Source organism: Nostoc sp. S13 (assembly GCF_029379315.1).
In the GTDB taxonomy this organism is placed as follows: domain Bacteria; phylum Cyanobacteriota; class Cyanobacteriia; order Cyanobacteriales; family Nostocaceae; genus Nostoc.
This window is the reverse complement of sequence record NZ_JAQYWQ010000073.1, coordinates 21,757-36,762: the sequence shown is the minus strand read 5'-3', so window position 1 is coordinate 36,762 and position 15,006 is coordinate 21,757. Positions and strand designations below refer to the sequence as shown.

General features: G+C 43.4%; 16 protein-coding genes. 8 read left to right on the top strand and 8 right to left on the bottom strand.

Features of this window, described 5'->3' with window-relative positions; genetic code table 11:
- Positions 1-267: 267 nt before the first annotated feature.
- On the bottom strand, positions 268-1,533 hold the full coding sequence (locus PUQ00_RS20975; RefSeq protein ID WP_300420287.1) for a HEAT repeat domain-containing protein: 1,266 nt from the start codon (positions 1,531-1,533) through the stop codon (positions 268-270).
- A 308-nt stretch (positions 1,534-1,841) separates the two neighbouring features.
- Here PUQ00_RS20975 and PUQ00_RS20970 point away from each other — a divergent pair, with 308 nt between their 5' ends.
- From PUQ00_RS20970 to PUQ00_RS20955, 4 genes are all read left to right on the top strand, one after another.
- Complete coding sequence (locus PUQ00_RS20970) at positions 1,842-2,156, top strand: hypothetical protein (protein ID WP_300420285.1); 315 nt, start codon at positions 1,842-1,844, stop codon at positions 2,154-2,156.
- Between the two features lie 196 nt (positions 2,157-2,352).
- A complete protein-coding gene (locus PUQ00_RS20965) occupies positions 2,353-3,153 on the top strand; it encodes a DUF1838 family protein (protein ID WP_300420284.1) in 801 nt (266 codons plus the stop codon).
- Positions 3,154-3,601: 448 nt separating this feature from the next.
- A complete protein-coding gene (locus tag PUQ00_RS20960; protein ID WP_300420281.1) occupies positions 3,602-3,841 on the top strand; it encodes a hypothetical protein in 240 nt (79 codons plus the stop codon).
- Positions 3,842-3,874: 33 nt separating this feature from the next.
- Entirely contained in the window at positions 3,875-4,783 is a 909-nt protein-coding gene (locus PUQ00_RS20955) for a HEAT repeat domain-containing protein (RefSeq protein WP_300420278.1), read from the top strand.
- Positions 4,784-4,971: 188 nt separating this feature from the next.
- Here the strand turns inward: PUQ00_RS20955 and PUQ00_RS20950 are convergent, their stop codons facing one another.
- The 6 genes from PUQ00_RS20950 to PUQ00_RS20925 form a co-directional block, all read right to left on the bottom strand.
- A complete protein-coding gene (locus PUQ00_RS20950) occupies positions 4,972-7,353 on the bottom strand; it encodes a filamentous hemagglutinin N-terminal domain-containing protein (RefSeq protein ID WP_300420276.1) in 2,382 nt (793 codons plus the stop codon).
- Positions 7,354-7,494: 141 nt separating this feature from the next.
- Positions 7,495-8,106, bottom strand: coding sequence for a hypothetical protein (locus PUQ00_RS20945; protein WP_300420273.1), 612 nt, complete (start codon positions 8,104-8,106; stop codon positions 7,495-7,497).
- 684 nt (positions 8,107-8,790) lie between these two features.
- Positions 8,791-9,399, bottom strand: coding sequence for a HEAT repeat domain-containing protein (locus PUQ00_RS20940; RefSeq protein WP_300420271.1), 609 nt, complete (start codon positions 9,397-9,399; stop codon positions 8,791-8,793).
- A 212-nt stretch (positions 9,400-9,611) separates the two neighbouring features.
- Complete coding sequence (locus PUQ00_RS20935; protein ID WP_300420269.1) at positions 9,612-10,106, bottom strand: bleomycin hydrolase; 495 nt, start codon at positions 10,104-10,106, stop codon at positions 9,612-9,614.
- Positions 10,107-10,185: 79 nt separating this feature from the next.
- Complete coding sequence (locus tag PUQ00_RS20930; protein ID WP_300420266.1) at positions 10,186-10,743, bottom strand: bleomycin hydrolase; 558 nt, start codon at positions 10,741-10,743, stop codon at positions 10,186-10,188.
- Positions 10,744-11,021: 278 nt separating this feature from the next.
- A complete protein-coding gene (locus PUQ00_RS20925; RefSeq protein ID WP_300420291.1) occupies positions 11,022-11,189 on the bottom strand; it encodes an NblA/ycf18 family protein in 168 nt (55 codons plus the stop codon).
- A 296-nt stretch (positions 11,190-11,485) separates the two neighbouring features.
- Here PUQ00_RS20925 and PUQ00_RS20920 point away from each other — a divergent pair, with 296 nt between their 5' ends.
- The 4 genes from PUQ00_RS20920 to PUQ00_RS20905 all read left to right on the top strand — a co-directional run bounded on the left by PUQ00_RS20920 (position 11,486) and on the right by PUQ00_RS20905 (position 13,840).
- Positions 11,486-12,103, top strand: coding sequence for a phycobiliprotein lyase (locus PUQ00_RS20920; RefSeq protein WP_300420263.1), 618 nt, complete (start codon positions 11,486-11,488; stop codon positions 12,101-12,103).
- A complete protein-coding gene (locus PUQ00_RS20915) occupies positions 12,100-12,645 on the top strand; it encodes a hypothetical protein (protein ID WP_300420261.1) in 546 nt (181 codons plus the stop codon). The genes PUQ00_RS20920 and PUQ00_RS20915 overlap by 4 nt, the downstream gene beginning before the upstream one ends.
- Positions 12,630-12,788, top strand: a complete 159-nt coding sequence (locus PUQ00_RS20910; RefSeq protein ID WP_300420258.1) for a hypothetical protein — start codon at positions 12,630-12,632, stop codon at positions 12,786-12,788. The genes PUQ00_RS20915 and PUQ00_RS20910 overlap by 16 nt, the downstream gene beginning before the upstream one ends.
- Positions 12,789-13,072: 284 nt before the next feature.
- Positions 13,073-13,840 (top strand): phycobilisome rod-core linker polypeptide, encoded by a 768-nt coding sequence (locus PUQ00_RS20905; protein ID WP_300420255.1) that lies wholly within the window; start codon positions 13,073-13,075, stop codon positions 13,838-13,840.
- Between the two features lie 239 nt (positions 13,841-14,079).
- On the opposite strand, the gene PUQ00_RS20900 is transcribed toward PUQ00_RS20905, so the two are convergent.
- Positions 14,080-15,000 (bottom strand): RluA family pseudouridine synthase, encoded by a 921-nt coding sequence (locus PUQ00_RS20900; RefSeq protein ID WP_300420290.1) that lies wholly within the window; start codon positions 14,998-15,000, stop codon positions 14,080-14,082.
- Positions 15,001-15,006 lie beyond the last annotated feature (6 nt).

Here is a 15,006-nt window from a genome sequence, read left to right as displayed (position 1 = left end):
GTGGTCAACTTTCGTAGTCGCGGGTCTGAATCCCCGACTGATAGCGTAGCGGTAGCGAGTCCGCGTTCGCTTTTAGCGTCTCGTAGAGAGCGTCTTGATTCTGACGAATGTATTCTGACGAATGTATTCTTCTTCAATAGACCTCTTGCATAAATGCTTAAATTGTCATATTGAGCGGAGCGAAACATCTGGTGAGATTCTTCTCTCCACTGCGTTCTGCTCAGAATGACATTCCTGATTTTGGGACTTTTGCAAGAGGTCTAATCATTAACTCGTCGCTTTCGCCTTAATTAACCAGTCATTATCGTGAGTGCAAATTTCCCGACCAGAGGAGTCTCCTAAGCGGTCTAGGGCTAATAAACAAGCATATTTCAAGTCCCAAATCGGCGTATTTAGGCAAATTTTGAGTTCAGGAATTGCTCGGGAATCACCCAATTCACCAAGAGCGATCGCACAAGCCGCACGGGATTTCTGAAACTGGGGTTCGCGGTTGTGCAGGTTTTCTAGTAACAAATCGTAGGCGGGAGCATATTTCAGCCAGCCGAAAAGTTTCATCACATGATAATGAGCGCCATAATCGTTATATGCCTTGTGCGAATAAGTTGCTAGAAGTGCTGCTGGTGCTTCTTGTGGATAAATATCGAGTAAGGTTTTTGTTGCTAAATAACACCGTCCAAAGTCGGTTTCGTAGAGTTCGTTAATGACAAAATCGAGTACTGGGGTAAGGTCATACTCATGTACTAAATCAAGATGGTTGGGATCGTCATACAGCACTTGCTCTAAGTAAGGTTTAATTTCCGTGAAAGTAATTTCACCACTAGGGACGCCTACATCTAAAAGCATCCGCAATCCTCGCAACCGAAACACCAAAGATACAGGACAACGGGCGATTTCTGGAATGGCTTTGTAGTAGCGTGAATCAATCAGGTCTTGAATGGAACCACGCCGTGCATTGACGCTGGAACTTTGTAACAGCGCCATCACCTCAATGATTTGGGAGTAATCACCTGTGAAACGACAAACTGTAGCGATCGCAGCACTACGGGTCGGTTCATCCTCCGCTTGGGTAAATTTACGTACACGTTCTAGGGACAACTGATAGTCAGCGTTAGCTAGGGTGTGAATAATGACTCGATAAATTTGACCTGGTTTATCAAGCAGCTGCGCCACTTCTTCGAGGATTTCTGGATCTTTAGTGCCGATTTCCCCGATCGCCCACACCGTATTTTCAACAGTATAAATATCATCATCTTTAAGGCACTGCCGAATTACAGGTAAAGCTGATTCGGCCTGCAATCGCCCCAGACTTTCTACAGCCTTGCGCCGAACAATGCGGTGGTCTAACTGATCAGGGTTACTAGTTTCAATCGCCCGTACCAAAGCCGCGATTGATTGCTCAGTTGGGAAGTTAATTAGATGGGAAACAGCTATATATTTATCAGAAGCGTCTTCGAGTTGTTCTAATGGTGTATCGATAATTGCGATCGCTTGTTCTTCTGTTAGCCCAAACATTTTAAAAAAACGTTTATCCATTGATCTGTAAATGGCTTTTGAATAATTGCTCAGAGGTCACGTTTACTATCGTACTAGGGACTGGGGACTGGGAAATAGTGGTAAACGATGTTTATGGATTGAACGATCAAGAAATGCAGTTGCTTTTTACTGGAGTTTTGACTAAATGCCAGAGATCGGAAGATAAAACCTACAGACTTACAAAGCAACAAAAATACACTAGAGCATAGAAACTGGTGCGATCGCCTGAAATAGAATAGAAATATTTTTGTATTAACATAATAAAGGTCGCTAATAGGATAATTTTTAAAATTGCTGGAGATAATAATATGAACACCGAGCCAAATGACCGGGATTTGGAACAACAACAATCTCAAGCAGCTAATTCTCAAGTTACAGAGTTAGAAGCTTTACGCTGTGAATTACGAGAATTAAAAGAAGAAATTAAGAATAAACAACAGATTACAAGTAGCGACATAGCAGGAGGTGTAGCTGGAGGTATTATGAGGGTAATCGGTACTTTTTTTATGCTGTACTTTGCTGTAGCGTCCATTGCTCTCTTCCTTACTGTCTTATCTTCAGCAGTTACAAATATTCATAAAGACAATTCGCCTACTCCTTCAATTACCTTACCACCGCCTTAATTGCGTCTACGTAGCCATTTGAGGATGAGAGGAATAAATATAGGACTCCTATTTGATTTTTGAAAAAAATCAGTACAGTCCGAAAAGGCTTCTTCCCGACTCCCCATTACCCCTTATCCCCAGAGGGGGCCCCACCTTCCCCACTCCCTACTCACTGTCTACGCAAATAATTTTAAAAATCAAAGCGGACTGCTATATGAGTGATTATTTAGATGAATACGAATTTAATAACCTCGATTTTTACCGAAAAAATCATGGTTTACAGCTTTATTACAACTGGTCTGGGGAAATTTGGTGGCAAGAAACACCAGACTTACCAAAGGAAAAATTGTTCTCTATTATTGGGATGAATGCTACCAAAGTATTTCTCAAACCCGATCCTGAATCCGGCGAAGTCGGGTATCGGATCAATAGAGAGTTGGGTTTATTTTGTGACCCGGATACTCAAGAGATTCTCCACTTTTGGAAATCACCAACAGCAAGTCAAGCAGTAGCAGTAGTACACATTGCTAACCGCATTGTTCAAGGCTCAGTTAAACCAAAGAAATTTGTCATCCCCAAAGGTAGCGGATATATTACCTCTGTCATGGAAATTCCTTTAGAATACCCGCATCCCTTAGCAGGAGATAGTAAATATTCAGACTATTGCCCTGGAGAAAAGTTTAAGGGAGTTGAGTACTTTATATCAAATACTTGCCGACCTGATGCAACTGAAGTCCCTCCTGCTAAGTGGGCGCGGGACTGTCCTTGGTTGCCCTGGATGAAGTTAGGATATGCTCATCCAGCTAAATTAAGATTTGAAACCACAATATTTAGAGTAGATTCTTTTGAGCAGCTTCATCCTAGCTTGGTCAAGCTGGTGAGGGAAAAAGTACCAATTTATGAATTCACGCCAACAGAAAGTGATGAACCGAATGTGACGAGTATTCAATACTTTAAGAAAAACTTTGAGTCCTACTTGCGAGGAGATATTTTCCCACTAGAGGAAACCTCTTAATGGATTTTAGATCATGCGAGCGCGATGTCTACGACGGTCACTGACTTGTACTGAGCGCAGTCGTTGGCGCAGCCTCTGGCAGAGAAGTAGCTTTGCCGTACCCCTACGGGAAAGCAAGCTACGCGCAGCATCTTGTAGAGAAGTGCGGGCTATTCGGTGACGCACTTTCAATCAAAAAAGCCTAAAAGACTTATCATAACTTGGATCGAAGGCTGTAATTGAGTTCGACTTTTGAAGATTTGCGTCAAAAAGCTTTACCAGTGGTAACGCGATCTGAGAAGATCAGAATATATACATTTGTCAGCTATTAGTTAGTTACCTCTTGCCAATTGTGCAGTTGTATGTAAGAGCTAAGTGGTGGTCTTTAGCGACTAACCAAATACAAACATTCTTTGGAATACTAACCAGACATTAATTCATATAAACACGCATTTAGGAGACAAAAGTTATGGATGAAATCTCAGAACTCACAACAACCAATAACCTAACGGCTCAAGATATAGCAGAAGTTATTGCAGAACTTGAGCAGTATCGGGAACGTCTAGTTCAAGAAACTACGGAAACAGCTAAACGGGCTAAGTTGATGAGAGTAAATGTTATGGCAAAACTGGAGCCTGAGCTTGCCAAGATTGATTCTGCCCTCCAGGAACTCCGTAATCAACAGGCTGCCCTGAGTGTCAGTAATTAGTCATTCATCTTGATAATTTAGCTAGAAGTCATTATGCTCAACTCCGAAACTCAATCCGGGGAGGACTTGTTAAATCTGTCCCATGCAGAAACTGATGCTTTATTTGCAGCAGTCAGTGAGCAATTAGGCTTAAACACCTTCAACCGTGCTGACCAAGAGCTACTCAAGCAGATGATTGAGAGTATGGGAGACTCACGGGGGATGGTTAGGTTGAGTTTTGCAGAAGCGTTGGGTAAAATCGGTAAACCGGCAACCCCTTTATTGATGGAAGCTGTGGCAAATCACCCAAACCCAGTTGTACGCAGAGCTAGCGCTAAAACTCTCACACTGATCGCTGATCCGATCGCAGTTCCAACTTTGGTCAACGCCCTCTTAAATGATCAAGATACGGTGGTCAAAGGCTCGTCGGTGGGAGCGCTGGCCAAAATAGGTGAGGCAGCTGTGCCAGCATTGCTGAAAATCTTAGCGTCAACCGAGTATCCAGAAAGCGCCAAAGGACATGCTATATGGGCGTTGGGATTTATTGGGGCAGAGGCGAAGGAGCATTTATATCGAGAGATTAACTCAGACTCGGCTGAAGTTCGGGCTGCGGTGGTGGGTGCGATCGCTAAAATTGCTCAAGAAGACACCCAAGATGGAGCATTTAATATTTTAGTTAACGCCCTTACCGATGCGTCTGAAATTGTGCGGTGTGAAGCAGCAGCCGCTTTAGGTAGCCTAAGCTATCGACCAGCGATTCCTAACTTGGTCGAGTTACTGCATCATGACGATTGGGACACTCGAAAAGCGGCAGCTCTGGCATTGATGAAAATTGGCGATCGCACTGCCTTAGAACCTCTGCAAGCCGCATTAACTGAGGAAGGGGAAGCACGGGTTCAGGCGGTGATCAAGTTGGCGATTTCTCAAATTGAGAGACAGTTAGAGGAAGATGCTTGGGAATAGAACGATGGACATTAGACATCTCCGAAAAAGAATGTAGAGACGCGAAATTTCCCGTCTCTACAAGGGTTCTAGATAACGCATATTTAATTTCTGGAGATGTCTATTCATAAAGGTAGTTGCATTTAAGAGCGATCGCTACCCTCTGTTATAGCTACCCCGAATGGTCGCATTAAATTAATTAAAAAATCTCAAATTTTAGGGCAATCATCTGCTGTATCCCTAGAACGATGACGAGTAGCGGTAGATGAATGAGCAGTAAGAACTATTTGTCCAAAAGCGTTTAGCGTCGCACCTGTTGCTTCAATAATACGTTTGGGAGTGGAGGTAGTTGCTTTACTGGTGACAGGTGGTAGGGAACGCTTGTTGTTGCTGGGTTTAAGGGATACCCAATCTATTTGGAGTCCATCAGGAGTGAGAATGTCTCCAGGATTGGCTGGCAAACCACCGCGTCCAGTGATCACAAAACTGCTTTGATTTTTAGCAGTAGTTGTTTGGCAGCTTTGGCTAATTTGCGGTTCACCTAGTTTGGTTGGCAAGTTCAATAATCCTCGATTCGGGTCAGTATCGAGAACGTTGATGATTATTTGACCATTTAAAGTTGGATTTGTTTGAGAAATTGCCGTAATGTCATTCGTTGGTAGTTCATGAGGGTCTATTTGGGTTGAGTCGTTGTTTCCCAAAAGCCTTACAAGGTCTTCTCGACTACGCGGTGTTATACCAAAAATACCAGCAGTGTTGATTGTGACCCTTCCCCCTTTCCCATCGTAGGCATTAGCAGTAATGTCGCTGTTTTCATTTGGTTTGGCGACGATAAAGCCATTAGGAGTATTAATTGTGATATTACCGCCATCTCCACCAGCTCCTTTAGTACCTGCTGAGGTAGAAATCCAACTGTTGTGACCCAGTAGCAAAAAGTCTCGCAGGTTCAGCTTAATATTGCCACCATCACCAGAGTTAGCTTGGCCAATCAGCTTGCCTTGGTTATCCAATTTGATCGAACGAGCAGTGATTTCCAAATCACCTGCTTGTTTTGTGCCTTCACTGCTCACAGTTATGTCAGCCTGATTTAAGACATTTAATTCTCCAGCCTTAACTATAATGCTTCCCCCCTGTCCATTAGACTTTCTAGCAGTGGAAGCTGAAATCCGTGCCCCATCTTGAACAATCAACTGCCCAGTTTCAATCTCTAAGTTTCCCGCCGAGCCAGGGCCTTCAGTTCCAACCAATAAGCCGCTCGGCTTACCTATTGGCGAGGTGCCCATGACTTTGATAGAGTCTGTTGCAGCGATAGACAAAGTTCCCCCCTGTCCCTCGCTACGAGTGGAAGCTGAAATTTGTGCTCCATCTTGAAGAATCAGCTGCCTAGTTTCAATCTTCAATTTTCCGGCAGAGCCAGCGCCATCTGTTATAGTAAACAGCGCACTGGGATCAAATCCTGGCGATGTCCCAGTGAGTTGAATAAAATCTTTTGCGATCACAGATAAAGTCCCCCCGTCTCCCTCGCTACGAGTGGAAGCTGAAATTTGCGATCCATCTTGAACAATCAACCGCCCAGTTTCAATCGTCAATTCTCCGGCAGGGCCAGCGCCTTCTGTTTGAGTCAACAGACTGCTTGCTCCCAAAAGTTCTACCGACTCTGATGCGTTCACCGCCAATGTTGCTCCCAATTTTGAGCCTACTAGCGTATTAACCGCAACACTTGAATCATCGGCGAGTGTAACGTGCTTTCCTTGTACCTGGATAGCACCGCCTTCACCACTAGCAGTTACTTTACTTGTCTCACTAAGAGATACATCTGCTCGCACTACATCATTAGGAAAACTTAGACGGAAATTGTTGCTATCAATGTTCAACCCTACTGTTCCCTCTCCATTCAATCCTCCTAATTCGATTCGACCACTTGTAGCTTGCAGTTTCGCGTTTTTCAAATTCACATTGCCGCCCAGTAGCACTAAACTCTGACCCTTAGGAACGGATAGAAGACGTGTTTCATTGAGTTGAATTGAGTTAATCGTTTCAGTTGCAATTTGATTGAATAGAAATGCCGAAGGGTTTACCTTCAGCAAAGGGTTAAGTGGATTGACGGGTGAAGTCATGGAAAATTCTCCACCACCAGGAAACTGGACAAGGTTCGCTGTTGTTCCTATGAATGAACCGCCAATATTTAATCGGGCCTTTTCTCCAAATACGATGCCCTTGGGGTTGATGAGAAAGAGATTAGCTTTACCCTGAGCGTGTAGTGTTCCCTGGATTTCAGAAGGGTTTACCCCTGTAACTCGCACGAAAATATTGTTGATGGTAAAGGCGTTTTGGAAATCGACTACCTTCTTGCTTTCAACACTAAAATTGCTGAAACTATGAAATAGATTTATATCGCCAACGGTTGTACCGCCTGTGATTTCTAGGGTAGTACCATCACCATTGGGAGTAACTTTAGTTCCTAAAGAGGGATCAGTAACAACCTGAGCTAAGGTGCGATCGCCTCTTTGTGTTACTATCGTACTCACTAAAATCAGCAAGCCTGACAAACTTAAGTGATAACTGCGACTTAACCAGCTTCTTAAACTCACAAAACTTGTCTCCTAACCGTTGAAAGTTACTTTATTCAAACTAGAACACCACTTTAGTAATGCTTGTGCGAACCTTTTTTGCTACCCCTTTTTTTGTCAGAAACTCTGCGAGGGGGGTTATGTTTTTGATTACTAACTGTGTCAAACAAGCACTACAAAAGCTTGATTCCAGTCAAGTCCAGTAGGTAGCCAAGCTACCTGCTGCACGTTGTTATAAAATAGACCACCAGTATCTGCGTTATATGTCAAATAAGAAAAATCAGCACCATTATAAGTTGATATATTGTAATTTTTGCCAATAGTAGCGATACCATTGTAAGTTGATATATTGTAATTTTTGCCAATAGCGGCGATACCATTGTAAGTTGATATATTGTAATTTTTGCCAATAGCAGCGATACCATTGTAAGTTGATATATTGTAATTTTTGCCAATAGCGGCGATAAGATTTAAAAAATCTCTGCTGGGAGATACAATAGTTTCACCTGATACAAAAGGAGGTGTAGTAATTTCAAGAATATCGTCGTTAACTGAAAAGTCTGTAATTGTATCAATACCGCCACCTGAGTAATTCAGCACAAAGGTATCTGTACCACTACCACCAGTGAAAATGTCATTACCATCTCCTCCAACTAAGTAGTCTTCACCCGACCCACCTATTAGAGTATCATCGCCTGCATAACCATATATTCGGTTGTTTATTTCAGTGCCAGTTAGATAGTCGTTTCCAGAGGTGCCATAAATAATTGCCATATTCCTCCTTCAATAATTCTAGTATTCTCTTCTAATTTAACAGTAGAATTATTAGACTTATCCGGAAATGAGAACTTTATTTGGCTGAAACCTAGCTCTGGAGAGGGTTTTAGAGGTTCCTGTTTTATATAAGCTAAAAAGTCAGCTATGTAAGGGTTTCAGCTATTTTGAGGTTTATTTGTGGATAGGTCTATTGGGTTAAGTGGGATCAGGCGTAATTTGAGCAAAGGTGCAATCCCAAACATTAACCTATGCACCACTCTAATACCTAAAGAAATTATTAGCCTTAATAGCCAGAATGCACCGTCTAAGCTTTCAGTTATTTGATGGTTCGTGCTACTTTACCTACTGGGAAGTTTGCAGGAAATGATGTTGGTAGATTGGTTGTTTGTGAAACTGGTGTTTTTGAGATAGTTACTTCAATAATTATCCAAATAAACGTAGACGCAAAGCGGTGAGGCAGCGCGATCTTCTCCCAAAGGGAGAGGCTTTAGCGCAACGAGCGTTACCCAGAGGGCTTGCCCTCCGGCTACTACTCCAGATGCAGAGAACACAGAGAAAGGAGAAATAGAGAGGATTTTTGCGTCAGTTTTGCGATATTTTTTTATTTGGAAGTTCCTTATAGTTATGGTGCGATTCATTCAGTCTTGTCCACTGAATTAAGGACTACAGGTGTAGCGATCGCTAACTTCTGTTATACTTAATCACCTGATCTAATCGGGGCAAAGCACTCACTGCTGACTCTCGAACATATGGATCGACAGATTCATCATTTATCAATGCCGTCAGCACTTCGACCCCTCGGATATCACCCATCGAACCAAGTGCATTGACGGTCGCCACAGCCACCGCAACATTATCTATTGTTTTCAAAGCTTCAGTTAAAATCTCAAAGGCAGGAGAACCAATCTCACCCAGCGCCATCACTGATGCAATATAAACAACGGCATTTGCGTCATTGAGCGCTGTTTTCAATCCCTGTAAGCCCTCAGCCGGGAAGGGAACATCGGGATGGTTAGCGGCAACCTGTGCCAAGGCTTTAGCACAGCTACCGCGAATGGTTGGATTATCGCTATTTACTAATGAATCTACCAGTGGCGGTACAGCATCTGTACCAATAGCACCCAGCGCCTTTACCGCAGCTCGACGGTAGGTGACATCTTCCTGATCCAAAATACCCATCAGGCGAGGAATAGTATTTTCATCACGGATATCAGCCAGTTCCCAGATGGCTCGTTCCCGCAGATTGGGGTTGGGGTGTTTCAACTGTTCAAATAGAGAATCTATTGTCATAAAAGAAAATTTCCCTGTTTCAATCCCCCAAGTTTAATCATGAATTACGAATTACGTAGCTTGCTTCTCGCCTTTGGCGAGTATTACGAATTAGTAACAACTGAGGGACTCTTAATTAGTTACTTAACCAGATACAGGCAAAGCAACAAACTAAGAGTCCCTAAGTTTTAGAGTATGACGATCGCTCGTCTACGTCTAGTCAATCCCTATTACTATGAAAGGGAGTTGATTACGTAGTCGAGGAGATTGCGGAACTCAACCAACGCTTGAGGAGATAAGTCGCGAGGAGAGCAAGCGCGATCGCGAGTGAAAGTCAACGCGGTAACATAAGGAGCTGTGGGCAGACCCAAAGAGCGATAAACTTCACGAGCACCTGCAATACCCCACTCATCCAGAGGACCAGTACCGCCCACAACTAAGCTGTAATTGATCAAGCGTAGGTAGTGCTTGATGTCCCGCAGGCACTTGTCTTTCTTGACTTGGGTAGCGCCAGCTTCGCCTTCTTGGGTCAGGTAAGGATATTTCTTAAAGGCAGCATCATAAGCTTCCTTAGCTACGTTATCGATACCAGAAGCCAACTTTTCAGCAGCTTCTAGACGAGCAGTAGCACGCTGAATGCTACCTTGAACGGATTCTAGATCAGAAGTGGTTGGAAAACGACCTGCTGCATCAGCAGATCCAATAACCGTAGTGATAACTGATTTCATTGCTTTTTATACTCCAGATTAGATTTGATCGAGTTTTGTATTTCAGTTGGCTTAACTAATAGGTTTTAGCTGTTAGCAATTAGCTCAGAGCAGAAATAACGCGATCGAAGTAGCTAGCAGCTTCAGCAGCTAGAGCAGAGCAGTCGCCTTGAACAACTTCCAGTTTGCGGAATTTTTTACCAGCGTTAGCTTCAGTGTTGGTGTTGGTGATGTGAGCGACGCTGATTGCCTTGAGGATTTGGAAAGCCCGTACAGAAGAGCCAGTGGGTACGCCCAAAGCTGTGTAGGTTTCTTTCAGACCGTTCAAAGCACGATCATCCAATACGGAAGAATCACCAGCCAACAGCGCATAGGTTACATAGCGCAGAACGATTTCAGCATCACGTAGGCAAGCAGCCATCCGGCGAGTGGGGTACAAGTTACCACCAGCTTGAAGCAAACCAGTGTTTTCACAGGCAATCCCAGCGATCGCATCAGAAACTGCACAGCTAGCATTGCTGGCGATCGCATTCACTGCATCAAGGCGCTTGTTGCCTTCAGCAATGAAAGACTTAAGGGCTGCTAAGTCAGTACCACCGATAGGAGCGGTTTTGGCATCAGCCGCAATTACAGCTCTGGAAAAAGCATCAAGAACCATGAGTTCTCCTTAATATTCACAAAATGGCGGATATTATTTTTGGCGTGTTCTCAATCAGATTAACTGCGAGTAGCCAAACAAAAACATAGGGGATCAATAGTACCCTAGTCTTTACTATGAGAGACAAAGTAATAATCTGTAATATTTACCTGTAATTTGGCTACCCGAATAAAAAATCAAATTTAGTCTAAATTGGGCAAAAAAATTAAGACCTACGCATTTTTATGGAACTCTGCCACTGCGTAAGTCTTAAGGAAAAAATCTTGCTTTTTACTCGATCAAGCTTGTTTTAACAGATGTTTGACCAAATTATCTTTTACCATCATCTGCCTTAAAACTTCTAGCAGAAATTCTTGAGCCTCTTGTTGACTCAAATTTTTTACCTGGTCTTTCAAATTTTGTAAGCGAAACTGTTGCTCTAAAGTTAATTCGACTGGTAAATCCATCATTCACTCCTGTGATTGACTGAATCGAAGGGTATTTGTTGTTGCTGGAAGACGATCGCTTTTTACTAGTTTAACACTCCCATATTAAAATGTCTACATTGTCAAGCGATATGAGATCACACTCATAAAAGTTTACAATCACAGAACAATACGTCTATCTTTCCCTTTGTAGGGTGTTTATTGAAGCTGACCACTAATGGCTGTAATGTTTAGAATGTTTAGATACCAACAACTCTAAAAAGAAAAAACAAGCTAAACATCATCCGCAGGAGTAATCAATAGGAGTCAGAAGATTGATGGACGCAATGGAATTTTTTCAGCTAAGTGCTGGTAAGTGGCGATCGCAACGTGCAACTCATCATCTGGCCTTCAAGCGCTCAGAGACGGGAGAATCGGATATACAGGTAGAAACTCTGGATGCCGCTCATCCCGAAATCATTGAACTGTGCCAGTATCATCAGATTGACCCCAGCCTTTCAGTCGGAGGGTCGCGTGTGCGTTGGCTAGGCACAATGGCTTGGGATCGAGAGGGTGAGGATAACCATGAGGGGAAAACCATATTTGCGATCGTGCCTGATGGCGATAACCCAAGGGCTGGCAAATTACTTCGCGAAAGAGGCTACGCCGAAATTATGCCTGTAGTCGGTCTTTTTCATATGGATGATGAAGATGGATTAGTGTTGACAACCGAATACGAAACAATGAGTTCCATTGAGCGATTCTGGTTCGCCAGCCCAAATATGCGAATGCGAACTAGTACTGTCAAACGGTTTGGCGGCTTCAGCACGGCATCATTTTGTACAGAAACCCGCATTGAAACTTCTGTTGAGGTTGGCAGCACAGAAGAAGTAACAGAAAAACTTGGGCAAGATGTTTTGGAAAAAAGACAGTTCTATTCCGTTTTGGGCTGGTGAATGATCTCAAGCAGACCGATGCTTTTACTCGTGGGCGAGATTATCTGCATCTGGTACAGGGACTAGCCCTAGAACCGGGTATGATGGATGTGTTTGAAAACAAGCGCGATCGCATCTCCATTTGCACTTGGATCGGCGAGAATATTAACACCATAAACGCTCAGATCAACACCTATCTAGAAGTTTGTCATCAGTGCTTTCATCCCCAAGAGCGTCGTCATATCCAAATTTTTGCAGTACCCATAGCTCAATCCTTCGGCATAGATGGGCTGTGCAACATTCTCACAAACCCAATCACCATTTTGGTAGATGTCGGTCGAGTTGCACCTAGAGACTGGTTTGGTGTAGTCGTCCATGAATACGCCCATGCCCATCTAGGAGACTTCGGTCATAATCAGCAGTTTGCTAACATCCTATCTCATCTATGTTTAGGACTGGGATTGGAACCACCCTACTGGGAGGCAGGGATGGAAGCAACTTTGCGTAGTTGGCCTCACTGTAAGTCAACCATAGATCCCCTGGAATTTTGGATAGGTCGCTGAAGAAGGCAGCAGGCAGTAGGCAGCAGGCAGCAGAGATAGATGGAGGGAGAATAACTAATGCAATGCCCAATGCCCAATGCCCAATGCCCAATGCCCAATGCCCAATGCCCAATATTCCATTAATTTCTTTTGCAAAATGTTAAAAATTATTGCTTCAGTTGAAAAAGGTGAAACTGAATCTCCTAATCTGAAATATGTGAGCAAAGTTTTTAGTCATTTACATTAGTCATTAGATTGGAAGTTCCACTCCCTTTATTGATTAACTATGGGTTGAATCCAGCAGGCTAATCGTTTTTCCTACGAATACTTAAATCACCCTTAGTTAAGTTTCGTGAAATTTTATCAGAATCTGAAGTTCTGATCCAACTACTCCCTTAATATATGATTTAAACTTGTTAACTTTAATTAAGAACATGGAGGCTTTAGAGTGGCAATTCCTCTGTTAGAATATGACCCTTCAAGTCAAAACCAGCGTGTAGCTGCATATGAAGTACCAGGTGATGAACAGCCCAGGATTTTTAGTACAGACAATATACTGTCCCCGTCAGATTTAGGTGATCTGATCGAAGCAGCATATCGTCAAATTTTCTTTTATGCCTTTGCTGCCGATCGCGAAACATATTTAGAGTCCCAACTCCGTAATGGACAAATTACAGTACGGGACTTTATTCGTGGGTTGGTGCTTTCCAATACTTTTAAGAAAAGCTTCTACGACCTCAACAATAATTATCGCTTTGTTGAGCAAGTAATCCAACGTGTTCTAGGACGCGACCCATACAACGAGCGGGAAAAAATCGCTTGGTCAATTGTAGTTGCTACCAAGGGTATTGTAGGCTTCATTGATCAAGTACTCAACACTGAAGAGTACCTGAGCAATTTTGGATACTCCACAGTGCCCTATCAGCGTCGTCGGATACTGCCATCTCAATCTGCGGGTGAGTTGCCATTCAACATCAAATCTCCGCGATACGAAGATTACCACCGTACCAAACTGGGTTTCCCCCAAATCATTTGGCAGGTAGAAGTACGCAGATTCCTTCCACAAGAGCAAAAGCCCAAGGCTGGCGATCCAGCTTTATTCTTGGCTTTGGCACAAAGTATCAATGCAACTGGCAATGCGCCACAAAGGATCTCGTCATTCAACATCGATATCGAAAAGTCTGTACCTTATCGCCAGTTGCCTGGAATTAAGTAACGATTTTTGGTTGGCGGCTAGCTAATAGATCAGTTTGACGATTTTATAGCGTGCATAAGTCTTGGGTTATGTAGGAGTTTCATTTAGATATAACTAAGTGAAACAGACTCTATCCCATGTCTGATGCACGCTAGTTGTTTATATTTGGGCATTGGGCATGGGGCATTGGGCATGGGGCATGGTTTTTTCTTAATGCCGAATGTCTGTGAAATGCGGCTGGTTTCAGACGTGGGATGAACTTAAAGTACAGTTCGTCTTTTTAACATCTCCAAAAGTTTTGTAAAGTGGGCGGGAGGAGTAGCTGTCACCTCAATCAATTCCCCAGATAGGGGATGCTGCAATTTTAGTCGCCAAGCGTGTAGTGCTTGACCGGGCAAATTTACCCCCACTGAATGACCAGAACTATAAACAGGGTCGCCGACAATTGGATGACCCATTTTGGCGCTGTGGACGCGAATTTGATGGGTGCGTCCAGTTTCTAATTGAAAATGAATTAAGGTGAAGTTACCAAGGCGTTCTAGTACTTGCCAATGAGTGACAGCGACTCGTCCGCCTTGTTCAACGGGTATGATTGCCATTTTCTTGCGGTCTTGGGGATGGCGACCAATGGGCAAGTCTATGGTGCCAGTTTCAGTTTTTGGCGCACCGTAAACTACCCCTAAGTATTCTCGCCGTGCAGTTTTTGCTTTGAGTTGGGCTTGTAGATGATGATGGGCAATATCTGTTTTAGCGATCGCGATCGCCCCCGTAGTATCCTTATCCAATCGATGGACGATTCCCGGACGTTGAACTCCGCCAATTCCTGGTAAATTGGGACAGTGAGCCAATAGGGCATTTACCAAAGTGCCATCTGGATGACCGGGCGCCGGATGGACAACTAAACCTGCGGGTTTGTTGAGAATAAGTAACTGGTCGTCTTCGTAGAGAATATCTAAGGGGATATCTTCTGCAAGCAGTTCTAAGGGTTGGACTTTTGGTATTTCGAGAGTGATGCGATCACCTACCTTGACATTGATCTTCTTAGATGTGCAAACTTTATCGTTAAGTTGGACGTTACCCTGTTCGATTAACTGTTGGATGCGAGAACGGGATAAATCTGGTAATTCTTGGGAGAGGTAACGGTCAAGGCGATCGCATGAAGTGTTGACGCAGTGTATCATACTCCC